This is a genomic window from Nocardia sp. JMUB6875 (genome assembly GCF_041154655.1).
GTDB lineage: Bacteria > Actinomycetota > Actinomycetes > Mycobacteriales > Mycobacteriaceae > Nocardia.
Genome location: NZ_BAAFGR010000196.1, coordinates 1 through 12,662 on the forward strand (window position 1 = coordinate 1; position 12,662 = coordinate 12,662).

At 68.3% G+C, this 12,662-nt stretch carries 11 protein-coding genes and 1 pseudogene; 5 read left to right on the forward strand and 7 right to left on the reverse strand.

Annotation, left to right across the window (positions count from 1 at the left end):
• The 3 genes from ACAM49_RS33985 to ACAM49_RS33995 all read right to left on the reverse strand — a co-directional run.
• Nucleotides 1–286 (reverse strand): DUF5313 family protein (locus ACAM49_RS33985; RefSeq protein WP_369639645.1); only part of this gene is annotated, 286 nt, incomplete at its 3' end.
• Nucleotides 287–368: 82 nt separating this feature from the next.
• Entirely contained in the window at nucleotides 369–1,202 is an 834-nt protein-coding gene (locus ACAM49_RS33990; protein WP_369639646.1) for a cyclopropane-fatty-acyl-phospholipid synthase family protein, read from the reverse strand.
• A 124-nt stretch (nucleotides 1,203–1,326) separates the two neighbouring features.
• Nucleotides 1,327–2,796, reverse strand: a complete 1,470-nt coding sequence (locus tag ACAM49_RS33995; RefSeq protein ID WP_369639647.1) for a flavin-containing monooxygenase — start codon at nucleotides 2,794–2,796, stop codon at nucleotides 1,327–1,329.
• A 639-nt stretch (nucleotides 2,797–3,435) separates the two neighbouring features.
• On the opposite strand from ACAM49_RS33995, the gene ACAM49_RS34000 reads away from it, so the two are divergent.
• On the forward strand, nucleotides 3,436–5,073 hold the full coding sequence (locus tag ACAM49_RS34000) for a long-chain fatty acid--CoA ligase (protein ID WP_369639648.1): 1,638 nt from the start codon (nucleotides 3,436–3,438) through the stop codon (nucleotides 5,071–5,073).
• 69 nt (nucleotides 5,074–5,142) lie between these two features.
• Here the strand turns inward: ACAM49_RS34000 and ACAM49_RS34005 are convergent, their stop codons facing one another.
• Entirely contained in the window at nucleotides 5,143–6,021 is an 879-nt protein-coding gene (locus ACAM49_RS34005; RefSeq protein WP_369639649.1) for a sigma-70 family RNA polymerase sigma factor, read from the reverse strand.
• A gap of 135 nt (nucleotides 6,022–6,156) precedes the next feature.
• On the opposite strand from ACAM49_RS34005, the gene ACAM49_RS34010 reads away from it, so the two are divergent.
• Both ACAM49_RS34010 and ACAM49_RS34015 read left to right on the forward strand, forming a co-directional pair.
• Nucleotides 6,157–7,323: a serine hydrolase domain-containing protein gene (locus ACAM49_RS34010; RefSeq protein WP_369639650.1), complete on the forward strand. Its 1,167-nt coding sequence runs from the start codon at nucleotides 6,157–6,159 to the stop codon at nucleotides 7,321–7,323.
• Between the two features lie 46 nt (nucleotides 7,324–7,369).
• Nucleotides 7,370–7,756, forward strand: coding sequence for a DoxX family protein (locus ACAM49_RS34015; protein ID WP_369639651.1), 387 nt, complete (start codon nucleotides 7,370–7,372; stop codon nucleotides 7,754–7,756).
• 8 nt (nucleotides 7,757–7,764) lie between these two features.
• Here the strand turns inward: ACAM49_RS34015 and ACAM49_RS34020 are convergent, their stop codons facing one another.
• Nucleotides 7,765–8,142: an SgcJ/EcaC family oxidoreductase gene (locus ACAM49_RS34020; protein ID WP_369639652.1), complete on the reverse strand. Its 378-nt coding sequence runs from the start codon at nucleotides 8,140–8,142 to the stop codon at nucleotides 7,765–7,767.
• Between the two features lie 193 nt (nucleotides 8,143–8,335).
• Here ACAM49_RS34020 and ACAM49_RS34025 point away from each other — a divergent pair, with 193 nt between their 5' ends.
• Nucleotides 8,336–9,955, forward strand: a complete 1,620-nt coding sequence (locus ACAM49_RS34025; protein ID WP_369639653.1) for an acyl-CoA synthetase — start codon at nucleotides 8,336–8,338, stop codon at nucleotides 9,953–9,955.
• Between the two features lie 24 nt (nucleotides 9,956–9,979).
• Here ACAM49_RS34025 and ACAM49_RS34030 read toward each other — a convergent pair whose 3' ends face one another.
• Together ACAM49_RS34030 and ACAM49_RS34035 are read right to left on the reverse strand one after the other, a co-directional pair.
• A complete protein-coding gene (locus ACAM49_RS34030) occupies nucleotides 9,980–10,402 on the reverse strand; it encodes an EF-hand domain-containing protein (protein WP_369639654.1) in 423 nt (140 codons plus the stop codon).
• A gap of 99 nt (nucleotides 10,403–10,501) precedes the next feature.
• Nucleotides 10,502–12,205, reverse strand: coding sequence for a metallophosphoesterase (locus ACAM49_RS34035; protein WP_369639655.1), 1,704 nt, complete (start codon nucleotides 12,203–12,205; stop codon nucleotides 10,502–10,504).
• A gap of 216 nt (nucleotides 12,206–12,421) precedes the next feature.
• On the opposite strand from ACAM49_RS34035, the pseudogene ACAM49_RS34040 reads away from it, so the two are divergent.
• Nucleotides 12,422–12,662, forward strand: a pseudogene (locus ACAM49_RS34040) (serine/threonine protein kinase); the annotation flags it as partial.

The following is a 12,662-nucleotide window of genomic DNA, read 5'->3' on the forward strand; positions in this document are numbered from 1 at the left end:
GGCGGTGGGCTCGGTTGGGGGCCATGTAGGCGGCGCAGTAGAAGAGGGCCAAGATCAGGGAGAGGAGGGTCATGGCGGCGCGGATCCAGAAGGGGCCTGGGAAGGCCAGGAGGAATACCGCGAAGATGGGGAGGAAGGGGATCATGCCGCGGGTGAGATGCCTTGCGTAGGCATGCTTTCCGGTGAGGTCGTGGAGGACCCAGTCACGAAGGTCGGCGGGGAGGGGACGGCCGACGGTGTAGCCGAGCCACTCGGGGAAGTTGGGGCGGCGGCGTTGGCTGATCATGAGTTCAGTCTGCGGTCGGGGCGGTGGCCCAGGTAGACACCTATTTTCTATGCGGCCATAGCTTCGATCTATGCCTTGGCGGCTATGCCTTTGTCGCGATGGCGATGATGTAGTCGGCCCACGGGCCCCAGGCGAGCAGGCCGGGGCGGCTGAAGGTGGCGCGGAGGACGGGATTGACGCGGCGCATGTCCGGATCGCGCAGGCGCTTGCCGAGGTGGCGGGCCAGGGGCGGGTAGACGTCGCGGCGGATGGAGTAGGTGGTGACGTCGGTGAAACCGGCTGTGGTGAGCAGCTTTCGGTAGCGGCGCTGGTCGTTGCGGACGGTGATGTCGGCGGTGACGAGTCGGCCGCCGGGCTCCAGGACGCGGTACGCCTCGGCGAAAAAGCGTGCGTAGGAAGGGAAGTGGAAGGCGGATTCCAGGGCGGTGACCTTGGTGCAGGAGGCGTCGGGGCGGGGCAGGTCGACCGCGGAGCCGTATTCGAAGCGGATGCGGTCGGACAGGCCCAGCTCGGCGGCACGGCGGGTGGCGATCTCGATCTGCTCGACGGCGACGTTCACGCCGATGATCTGCTTCGGGCCGAATTCGGTGGCCCACAGGAAATCTTGGTCGCCGTAACCGAATCCGACGTCGAGCTGCACGTCGCCGGGCCCCAGCTCGGCCTCGCGCGCCACCAGACGCGCCAGGTCGCGACTGGCCTCGTCGAGAGTGGTGGGGTGCTCGCGCCAGTAGCCGAGATTGATGAACAGCGAGTCCTCGCCGAACAGATTGCGCGGCCCGACGATGTCGTAGACCCGGCCGACCCGCTCACCGGAGGGCAGGAAGGGAACCTTCGACCATTCGAGGCATTCCCGGGCCCAGCGGCCGGTGCGCTCGGCCAGGGATTCGACCGGGATGGCGGCGGTGGTCAGCGGCATCGGGACCTCCGAGGGTTCGTACCCGGCGGTGCCGCCTGCGTCCCAGACGATCTAACGCCGGACTGAGAACAGTCTCAGACAGTGGCCGGGGAGAGTCAAGGCCGCCGACCGGCCCGCCGAGCCGCTACCGCCGCGCGGCCTGCCCCTCGTCATAGTCCGATGCCGCGAACCTGCTTGTCTTCCAACGGAACAGCACCGTCGCCCCCGGCCAGTTGTTGGTGATCCGACCCGACGCGTTGCGGTACCAGCTCGAGCAGAAATTCCACGGTGTGTCCTTCAACCGCCGCTGCAGCCAGTCGTCCCAGTTCTGCTCCGCATCGGTCTTCGCGGCCAGGAAACGCCCCGGCCGCGCGCCCAGGTACTCGACCACCTGCCGGATATAGCGGGCCTGCGACTCCAGCATGTAGATGATCGAACCCGACCCCACATTGGTGTTGGGCCCGTACATCATGAACAGGTTGGGGAAGCCCGGCACCGACATCCCGAGGAACGCCCGTGCCCCCTCCGGCGACCACTCGTCGGCGAGCTTGCGCCCCTGCAGCCCATAGATATTCATGGGCGCGAGGAATTCGGTCCCCTTGAATCCGGTCCCGTAGACGATCACGTCGACCGGATGCTCCACCCCGTCGGCGGTGCGAATTCCGTTGGGCGTCACCGCCTCGATGGCCGTCGTCTCCACACTCACATTGGTCTGGGCCAGCGCCGGGAAGTACTCGTTGGAGAACAGCCCGCGCTTGCAGCCCGCCGCGTAGTCGGGAGTCAGCTTGGCGCGCAAGGCATCATCGGGCACCTGCTTCTCGCGGTGCCGGTCGGCGATGGCGATCACCGGCGCCTTCATAGCCGGAATATCGGTGAGCGCCAGGGCCAGCACCTCGAAGAAGGACCAGATGGCGAACCGCTCGGCCAGCCGCGTCCCCGGCACGTACTTGAACAGCGCGTGATGCAGTCCGGTGTACTCGGTGTCGAACTTGGGCAGCACCCAGGCGGCCGACCGCTGGAAAAGGGTGAGGTGCTCGACCTGCGGCTGGATCCGCGGAATGTATTGAATCGCACTGGCTCCCGTGCCGATGCAGGCCACCCGCTTGCCGGTGAGATCCACCGAGTGATCCCATTCGGCCGAGTGGAACGCCGCACCGGTGAAGGTGTCGATGCCGGGCAGATTGGGCATGGCCGGGCGGGAGAGCTGCCCGACCGCGGGAATGAGCACGTCCGCCACGTGCGTGACGCCGTCGGTAGTCCGCACCTTCCAGATGCCGCCCTGCTCATCGAATTCCGCGTCCACCACCTCGGTGCCGAACTCGATCTTGGCGGGCAGGTCGTACTTCTCGGCGACCGCGCGCATGTACGCGTGGATGTCGCGCTGCTCCGAGAACCGGCGCGGCCAATCGGTTTTCGGCTCGAACGACCACGAGTACAGCGGTGACGGCACATCGCAGGCCGCGCCCGGATAGGTGTTCTCGCGCCAGACGCCGCCCAGGTCGGCGGCCTTCTCCAGAATGGTGAAGTTGTTCAGGCCGTGGCGCCGCAATTCCAGCGCCATGCCCAGTCCGGCGAACCCGGCGCCGATGATCAGAACGGACGGCTCTCGCTGCATATCAGCAACGGTAGGGCGCGTTCTGGCTGGTCCCGAAGACATCGCCGGACAGTGAATCGGTATTTTCGGCCACGCGCCGTATGTTGGCCCCGCTTCCGGACAAGTAAGCGCCCGGTTACCGCCCTCACAGCGCGCTGTCCGGGTCAGTGAGCGTGGCCTGACCTGCGACCTTGTCCTCGACTGGACAGCCCGGTGTCCCACTCAATATATTCACGGAAGTCTTTGCTTCAATTTGCTTGTCCTGGTTAGTGATTGGCTATTCTGCGTCGCCGCAGGGGGTGTCGTAGCACGCCGAACGCTGATCGGGACCGCGATGCCGGACCGTCGCCGTGTTGGGCGGCGGCGGGTCGGCCCCCGGGCTGCGGACGACGAGGGTGGGGTTCGTCGTCCGCAGCCTGCCCCGCCTCTCCGCGGCTTCAGCGGGCGGCTGAGAGCCGTCACCGATCTCGCACCCGTGCCGGCGGTGGGGAGCGTCACCGATTTTGGACGTACCCGGTGAGTTACCCGTATCTTGCGAAACCAGTGGTCTAGTTCCATGCCGCACGCGGGAGCAGATTCGACGGTGTCCGAATTCGGCTAGGCTCGCCGCAAGTGACTCAGTTCACTCCCCAGTAGGTACATGCAAGGAGCGGTTGGGAAATGTTGAGCACCATGCAGGATGAGCAGCTGTCACTCGCGACACTGCTGCGCTACGCCTCCACCTTCCAGGGCGACAGCCACGTCTCCACCTGGACCGGCGACGGCGTGCGCACCCAGACCTATCGCGAGATCGGCCAGGACGCCGCCCGCCTCGCCAATGCCCTGCGTGACCTGGGTATCGGCGTCGGCGACCGGGTCGGCACGTTCATGTGGAACAACAACGAGCACATGGTCGCCTACATCGCCGTGCCCGCCATGGGCGCGGTGCTGCACGCGTTGAACATCCGACTGTTCCCCGAGCAGTTGGTGTATGTGGCCAACCACGCCGAGGACCAGGTGGTCATCGTGGACGGCTCGCTGGTGCCGATGTTCGCCCAGTACCTGCCGAATCTGAAGACGGTGCGCCACGTCATCGTCGCCAATGGCGACGCCGCAGCGCTGACCGCGCCCGAGGGCGTGACCGTGCACTCCTACGCGGAACTGCTTGCCGCCCAGCCCGACACCTATGACTTCCCGGTCATCGACGAGCGTTCGGCCGCGGGCATGTGCTACACCTCCGGCACCACCGGCGACCCGAAGGGCGTCGTCTACTCCCACCGCTCCAACTGGCTGCACGCCATGCAGGTGATCTCGCCCAACGGCATGGGCTTCACCGCCGCGGACAATGTGCTGGCCATCGTGCCGCTGTTCCACGCCAACGCCTGGGGCATCCCGTACGCCGCGCTCATGTCGGGCGCGAATGTGCTCATGCCCGACCGCTTCCTGCAGCCCGCACCGCTGCTGGAGATGATGGCCGCCGTGAAGCCGACCTTCGCCGCGGCCGTGCCGACCATCTGGGGCGGCGTGCTGGCCGCGTTGCAGGCTCAGCCGCAGGACATTTCGTACCTGCGTACCTGCGTGGTCGGCGGCGCGGCGGTGCCGCCGTCGATGATGCGCGCCTTCGAGGAGCGCCACCAGGTCAAGCTGCTGCACGCCTGGGGCATGACCGAGACCTCCCCGCTGGGCTCGGTCGCGCACCCGCCCGCAGGCGCCGAGGGCGACGAGGCGTGGGCCTACCGCTACACCCAGGGCCGCTTCCCGGCCGGGGTGCAGGCCCGCCTGGTCGGCGACGACGGCACCGTCGTCCCGAACGACGGAGAATCGCTGGGCGAGTTGGAGGTCAAGGGGCCCTGGATCACCGGCTCCTACTATTCGCCGTCGGGCGGCGAGGTCGATCCGGACAAGTTCCACGACGGCTGGCTGCGCACCGGCGATGTCGGCAAGATCAGCCCCAACGGCTACCTCACCCTGGTCGACCGCTCCAAGGACGTCATCAAGTCCGGCGGCGAGTGGATCTCCTCGGTGGATCTGGAGAACGCCGTCATGGGTCATCCGGCCGTGGCCGAGGCCGCCGTCATCGGTGTCCCGGACGAGAAGTGGGACGAGCGGCCGCTGGTCGCCATCGTGCTGGCCGCGGGCTCGGAGGCGAAACCCGAAGAGCTGCGCGACTTCCTGGCGCCCAAATTCGCCAAGTGGCAGCTGCCCGAACACTGGACCTTCATCGACGAGGTGCCGAAGACCAGTGTCGGCAAGTTCGACAAGAAGCGGCTGCGCGCGCAGTACGCCGACGGCTCGCTGACCGTCGTCACGCTGTCCTGAGCGGCACGTCCCGAGCTCACTCGAACCGCGTCGCCCGCATTCGGGCGGCGCGGTTCGCGCGTCATCACCTCAGACCAGCACGGCCGACAGGTCGAGGCGGGCCAGTCGCTCCCGGTCGGAGAAGATATCGATGGCGGCGATGCGATCGTCGACCACCGTGAAGCTCATGATCGAGAACGGTTCGCCGTCAGCGGTATTCACCATCCCCGCGCCGCCGTTGACGATCGCCGGATAGCCGACGCACAAGGCGGCCATGCGCCGGAACGTCTCGGCCAGGCTCGCCACCGCGGTGGCCCCGCGCACCAGCTGCATGGTGCCGGAATCCGCCCGCAACACCACCTCCGGATCGAGGATGGTCAGCAATTCCTCGAAGTCGCCCTCGCGGGCCGCCGCCAGGAAGGCATCCACCACGCGGCGCTGCCGGACCCGGTCCGGCTCCGGCGTCGGGACGCCGCCCTGGACCCGGCGACGGGCTTGGCTGGCAAGCTTTTTCGCGGTCTGCGGGGTGCGGTCCACGATGGGCGCGATCTGCTCGTAGGGCATGGCGAACATGTCGTGCAGCACGAAGGACAGCCGCTCGGCCGGACTCAGCGTCTCGAGCACGATGAGCAGGCCCAGCCCGACCGAATCCGCCAGCAGCGCTTCCTGTTCCGGATCCGGGGCGGCGGTGCTGGAGACGATCGGGTCGGGCAGATGCGCCGCCTCCAGCGGCTCCTCGGGCCGGATCTTGCGTGTCCGCAGCACATCCAGGCAGACCCGGCCGACCACCGTGGTGAGCCAGCCGCCCAGGTTCCCGATCTCGCCGGTGGCGGCGCGGGACAGCCGCAGCCACGCCTCCTGCACCGCATCGTCGGCATCGGTGACCGAACCGAGCATCCGGTACGCGACCGCCCGCAGATGGGTGCGGTGCTCTTCGAACCGGTCCGCCAGGTACTGAGCGTCGTCCACGCGAATCCTCCGTCGTCGATGTGTCCCCCATCGATGACGAAGCGCGCGCGGAAATGGTGACATCCGCCGGTCGGAGTCACCTTTTCCCGCTGTCGTACGTCAGTGCAGCAGAACACGATCCGAAAGGACTGCACTGTGAACGGGATACAAGGCACCGTCGCCGACGGGTTCGAGGAGGTGCGCGCGGCCTTCGCCGCGGTGGTGGCGGAGGAGGACGGACAGTCCGGCGCGCAGCTCGCGGCGTACCTGCGCGGGCGGAAGGTGGTGGACCTGTGGGCCGGACCGGAAGTCACCGGCACGACGCTGACCGGGCTGCACTCCTCGACCAAGGGCGCGGCCGGACTGGTGGTGGCGCTGCTGATCCAGGACGACGAGCTCGACGTCGATCGGCCGGTGGCCGAGTACTGGCCGCGGTTCGCGGCGGCGGGCAAGGACCGCATCACCGTGCGGGACGTGCTGGTGCATCGCTCCGGCGTGCTCGGCGCGGACGGCGGATTCACCGTCGCCGACCTGGCCGACGACCAGGTCATCGCGGAACGCCTGGTGGGACAGCGACCCTACTTCGCACCCGGCACCGCGCAGGGCTACGGCGGGTTCGTCACCTACGCCATCATCGGCCAGGTGGTGCGCGCGATCACCGGCAGCACCACCCAGGACCTGTTCGAGGAGTGCATCCGGGCCCCGTACGACCTGGACGTGTACCTCGGCCTGCCCGAAACGCTGGACGCCCGATACCTCCCCATCCTGCCGTGGCGGGCGGATCCGGCGGCCGAGGCCGCGTTCGCGGCGAATTCCCCGGCGGCGCATAGCATCCCGGGCATCGCCTACAACCTGAATGCCCGCGGCTTCACCCCCGCCGATGTCATGGCGCTGCCCAACGATCCGCGATTGCGGCGGCTCGGTCAGGCCTCGGCGGGCGGGGTCGGCAGTGCGCGCGGCCTGGCGGCGATGTACGCGGCCGCGATCTCCGGCCTCGACGACCGCCCGCCGCTGCTCTCCCTGGACACCATCGCCGTGATCTCCGAGATCCATTCCGGCGGCACCGATCTCGTGCGCGGCGACAACGCACCGTACGCGCTGGGTTTCGAAGCGAAGGGCCTGATCCACCCCTTCCTCGGCGTCCACGCCTTCGGCCACACCGGCTCCGCGGGGTCCGACGGCTTCGCCGACCCGCACACCGGCCTCACCTACGGCTACACCCGCCGCCGCGCCGCCTTCGCCTTCAACGCCCCCGAAAACGCCCGCCTCGCAGCGGTATTGCACCGCGCCGCCCGGAGCGCGTCCAGCGCGCGCGTGGCTTGAGGCCCCACCGATCACTCTTCGTAACCCGATATCAGGAGCAACCCAAATGACCGTCAACTCGACAATCCGTTCACGTGGAACGCAATTCGCGAAGCTGGCCAAATGGCTCCCCGCCACCGCCGTCGTAGCCGAAACCGCTGTCGGCTCCTACTGGGACCTCGCCCGAATCCCCTACGTCCGCGACGTCTTCGACAAACTCGGCTACCCCGACTACTTCGCCACCATCCTCGGCGCAGCCAAAGTGGCTGCCTTGGCCGCCATCCTCACCCCCGGCCACCCCCGCACCAAGGAATGGGCCTACGCCGGCCTCTTCTTCATCTATGGCGGCGCGGCGGCCTCCCACCTCGCCGTAGGCGACGGCCCCGACAAATGGGCGGGCCCCATGGTCTTCGCCGCCTCCACCTTCGCCGCCCGAGCCGCCTTGCCCGCCTGAACCACGGGTCAGGCGGTGCCGAGGGGGTTGAGGACGGCGAAGCCCCATTCGCCGGTGGGGAGTCGGCGGGCGACGTTCGCGGTGGTGCCGGTGGGGGCGATGCGGGTGCCGTCGGGAGTGGTGATCTCCATGGTCCAGTCGGTGACGAGCAGGGCCGTGTCGCCGCCGTCGAGGATGTGGCGGGGGACATTGGTGAGACGGCCCTGCGCGGCGACCGTGCCGGAGATTTCGTGGTGGAGGGCGTCGCGGCCGGAGATGATGGCGCCGGTGGTGGTGCGCATGGTGGCGTCGGGGGTGAAGAGGGACAGGACGCCTTCGATGTCCCCGGCGTTGAGGCGGGCCTCGAAAAGCGCTGGGAGGGCGGCGGGGTCGGTGATCGTTGTCATGGGATAGATCGTCGGCGCTGGTGGGGGTGGTCGGCGAGGTCAAAAGGGGACGGGTCATGGTCGAAAAGGGACCAACCCGTGGGACGGCGGACGGTTCCGGTCGCGGGGGCGGGTCCGTACCGTTAGTTTGAGGGCGGATGCCCGCAATGCAGGGGTGGACGAGGAGGTCCGGGGTGTTGGAATCGGGGTGCGCATGACGCTCGGGTTGATCAGGTCGCTGGGGGAGCGGGCCTATCTGGAGGCGGAATCGGCGCGGCTGGCGGTGGGGGCGGGACTGGCCCGGGTCGAATCGCCGGCGGTGTTGTTGTCGGCGGCCACGGCCATGCTGCGGTACGGGACGCTCGCCGCGGGGCTGCGGTTGTCGGCGGCCCGGTACGGCGCGCGGACGGCGGTCATCGACGAGCTGGGGGAGCTGACCTTCGCCGAACTCGAGGACCGGTCCAATCGGCTGGCCAATGCCTGGCGCGAGCGCGGGCTGAAACCCCGTGAGGGCGTGGCCATCCTGGCCCGCAACCATCGCGGGCTCATCGACGCCGTCTTCGCGGCCGCCAAGTGCGGCGCCAAGATCATTCTGCTGAACACCGATTTCGCGGGCCCGCAGATCCGCGATGTCGCCACCCGCGAGGGCACCGACCTGCTCGTCTACGACGACGAGTACGCCCACATGCTCGACGAGGTGCACCCGCGGCGCGGCAGCTACCGGGCCTGGACCGACGAGCCGCGCGAGGACAGCCTCGAATTCCTCATCGCCACGGCGTCTTCCGACGCCCCGCCCGCACCCGGCGCGGAACCGCGGATCATCCTGCTCACCAGCGGCACCACCGGCACCCCGAAGGGCGCCCCGCGCGCGGAGCCGAAATCGCTGCTGTCCCTGGGCGGTCTGCTGTCCAAGGTCCCGTTCCGGGTGAACGAGGTGACCGAATGCTGCGCCCCCATGTTCCACACGCTCGGATTCGCCTGCGCCATGCTGACTCTCGGCTTCGGCTCCACCCTGGTGATCCGCCGCCGCTTCGACCCGCAGGCCGCGATCGACTCCATGGCCGAGCATCGGGCGACCACCGTGATCGTGGTGCCGGTCATGCTCAATCGCATGATGGACCTGGGCGGCCGCGCGCTGACCGGGCACGACCTGTCGGCGCTGCGCATCATCTTCGTGGCCGGTTCGCAGCTGGGCGCGCAGCTCTGCCGGGAGGTGACCGCCGCGTTCGGGCCGGTGGTCTACAACCTCTACGGGTCGACCGAGGTCGCCTACGCCACCATCGCCACCCCCGAGGATCTGGCCGAGGAGCCCGGTTGCGTGGGCCGGCCGGTGCTGGGCGCGCGGGTGGAGATCCTCGACGAGCAGGGCCGCGCGGTACCCAACGGCGCGACCGGCCGCATCTTCGTCGGCAATTCCATCCAGTTCCAGGGCTATACCGGCGGCGGCCACAAGGAGATCATCCGCGGCCTCATGTCCTCCGGGGATGTCGGCCACTTCGACCGTGCCGGAAGGCTTTTCATCGACGGCCGCGATGACGACATGATCGTCTCGGGCGGCGAGAACGTCTTCCCCGTGGAGGTCGAGGAGCTGCTCTACACGCATCCGGCGGTGCGCGAGGCCGCCGTCCTCGGCGTGCCCGACGAGCAGTTCGGTGCGCGGCTCAAGGCCTTCGTGGTCGTCCACGACGGCCACACCTTCACCGAGGAGCAGGTCCGGGACTTCGTGAAGTCGAATCTGGCCCGCTACAAGGTGCCGCGCGAGGTGGTGTTCCTGGACGAGCTGCCGCGCAATCCCACCGGCAAGGTGCTCAAGCGCAAACTGCAGGAGATCTGAACGGCCGCAATCGGATCCGGCTCGCTACTGCGCGAGCCGGGACAGCAGGGCCGCGAACTCGGCGCGCGAGAGGAATCCGTCGCCGTCGAGATCGGCGGCCACCAGCAGGGTTTCGGCCGATTCGTCGGACAGGCCCGGGCAGGTGCGCAGCAGCGACTCCAGCTCGTCGAGCTCGATGAGCTCGTTGTGATTGACGTCGAAGGTCTCGAAAGCCGCGTCGGCATCGGTGATCTCGGGATCACGCCCCAGCCGCGCCGCCTCGAACTCGGCGCGCGAGACCATCCAGTCGCCGTCGGTGTCGGCGGCCGCGACCAGCCGCTCCACCGCCTCGGCATCGATCTCCAGGCCCAGGGCGGTGATCCCGGCCAGGATGTCGTCGGCGGAGATGAGCCCGTCACCGTCCCGGTCCCACAGGTCGAAAGTATCGGCGGGCTCTGAGCTGGCCACGGGTGCTCCTCGGTGGATGGAAACGCTGTGCTGCGAGGTGAATTCGACCGCACCGGGGAGCGCCGGTCAAGCCGGAATTCCCGGTCCGGCTCGACTACCTCAGCCGCGCACCTGCCTGCGATAGGTCACCCGATCGAATTCGCGCCCGTACTCGTCCACCGCGACCACATCCATCTCGCTGGCGAAGAACCCGGGCCGCACGTCCACACGGATGAACGAGTAGTTGCGGAACCGCACCCGCGACCACGGCGCGACCTCCGGCTGCTTCCCGCCGTCCGGCGTCCACACGAAGCTGTTCGGGACGGTGGTGTCGGCGACCTCGTGGCCGCGGTAGGTCTCCGGCGATCCGGGCTGGAAGCCGTAGCGGGGGCGGCCGCCACCACCGACCGTGTAGTAGACGGTGCCGTCGGTCTCGGGGTAGACGATCGAATTGTCGCCCGCCACCTTTGTGGCCGCATTGCCGCGGATGGGGTCGGTGCGCTCGAAGATGTGATTGTGTCCCTGCAGCACCAGATCCACCTGGTACCGGTCGAACAGCGCGCACCAGGCGTCGCGCACGCCGCCGTCACTGGCGTGGGAATCGGTGGTGGAGTAGGCGCAATGGTGGAAGAAACAGATCAGGAAGTCGATGTTCGGATCGGCGCGGTAGGCCGCGAGAGTCCGCTCCACCCAACCGTTCTGGCCGCCGCCCGAATAGCCGGTATTGGCCTTGATCTCGAAGGAGATGTCATTGGCGTCCAGGGACAGCACCGCGACATTGCCGTAGGTGAAGGAGTAGACCGACGGGCAGCCCGCGGGCCCGTTGCCCGGCAGGTCGAGCCGCGCCATGTGCCCGCCGTAGCCGTGGGTGTCGTAGGCGGCCTCCATGTCGTGGTTGCCGGTCGCGAACATCCACGGTGTGACCGAGGCGCTGGATTCGATCGCGCCCAGATACACGTCCCAGACGTACGGATTGAACTTGTCGAACCCGTCGGGCAGCGTGCCGCCGGAGGCGACGAACCGCGGCGGCTTGCCCGCGCCGGACGGGTCGGCATAGGCGATATCACCCGCCAGAACATGGAAATCCGGCTTGCAGGCGTCGATCTGACGCATGATGTTGGCCGCGTGCGGGGCCGCCGGATCGTTGTCGGGCTTGTAGTAGCGGTCATCGTATTCACCGGGAACCAGACCCGGAGGCTGCGTGGGAGTCTCGTCGGTCCCCTGATCGCCCATCATCGTGAACCGGAACGGCAGCACCGCATTCCGCACGCTCGGCATGGCCGTGGACGCCGCGCGAATATCACCGCTGAACCCGTCCCCGGTCCGCCACCGATAGAAATGCGGCATCCGCCCCGGCAACCCGTCCACCGGCGCGTGCACATAGAACTGTTCGGCCGCGAGCACCCCGCCATCACTCGACGGAATCCGCGTCACCAGATTCCGCACCTCCGCCTCGACGGTCCCGCCCAGCAGCGGCGTGGGCCCGTGATCGAGAAACACCTTGGTCCCATTGGGATTGCGCGAAAGTTGCGCACTGAACCGCAGTTGACTCGCCGCATCCCCACCGAACCCGACATGCCGACCGGCCACGCCCAGTTGCGCGTCCTCGGCGTAGGCGCGCTCGGCGAACGGCGACACCCCCGCCGCGGCCACCGCGGCGGCCGCGGCCGAACCCCGCAAGAAATTGCGCCGTGACACAGGCCGTTTGCGCAGATACCCGCGATGCCACTCGTACTGCTCGGCCATGGTCATGGACCCGGTCAGCGCTGCGGGGATCCCGGTGTCGGGAATGTCGCCGGGCGGATTCAACCGATTCGTCGCCATGCGCTCGGATGCTGCTCGAAACAGGTGGCTCGGGCAAAGGCACCGCGCCGCGAGATAGCGAATTCTTGGTTAATTAAGCGGGGGTTCGGCCCGGTGCCGTTCCGAGCCATGTCGCCGTATGCTGAGCACCTCGCACTCGAGCATTGGGGAGGACAGGTGCCGGGGGACGGCAAACTCGGCCACTATCGACTCGTCAAGTTGCTGGGCCGGGGCGGCATGGGTCAGGTGTGGCTCGCCCAGGACACGCACCTCGAACGAGAGGTGGCGCTCAAACTCCTGCCCGTCGAGCTGGCCGGCGACGAGGACTACCGGCGGCGGTTCGAGCGGGAAGCCCGGCTGGCGGCGCGCCTGCGCGGCCCGCACGTGTGTCCCATCCACTCCTTCGGCGAACTCGACGGCCGCCTCTACATCGATATGGAGCTCATCGAGGGCTCCGATCTGGGCCAGACCCTGCGCG

Coding starts and splice junctions, on each gene's coding strand:
- ACAM49_RS33990 (WP_369639646.1), bottom strand. CDS start 1,202: ATGCCGCTGACCACCGCCGCCATCCCGGTCGAATCCCTGGCCGAGCGC.
- ACAM49_RS34000 (WP_369639648.1), top strand. CDS start 3,436: ATGTTGAGCACCATGCAGGATGAGCAGCTGTCACTCGCGACACTGCTG.
- ACAM49_RS34035 (WP_369639655.1), bottom strand. CDS start 12,205: ATGGCGACGAATCGGTTGAATCCGCCCGGCGACATTCCCGACACCGGG.
- ACAM49_RS34020 (WP_369639652.1), bottom strand. CDS start 8,142: ATGACAACGATCACCGACCCCGCCGCCCTCCCAGCGCTTTTCGAGGCC.
- ACAM49_RS34025 (WP_369639653.1), top strand. CDS start 8,336: ATGACGCTCGGGTTGATCAGGTCGCTGGGGGAGCGGGCCTATCTGGAG.
- ACAM49_RS34015 (WP_369639651.1), top strand. CDS start 7,370: ATGACCGTCAACTCGACAATCCGTTCACGTGGAACGCAATTCGCGAAG.
- ACAM49_RS33995 (WP_369639647.1), bottom strand. CDS start 2,796: ATGCAGCGAGAGCCGTCCGTTCTGATCATCGGCGCCGGGTTCGCCGGA.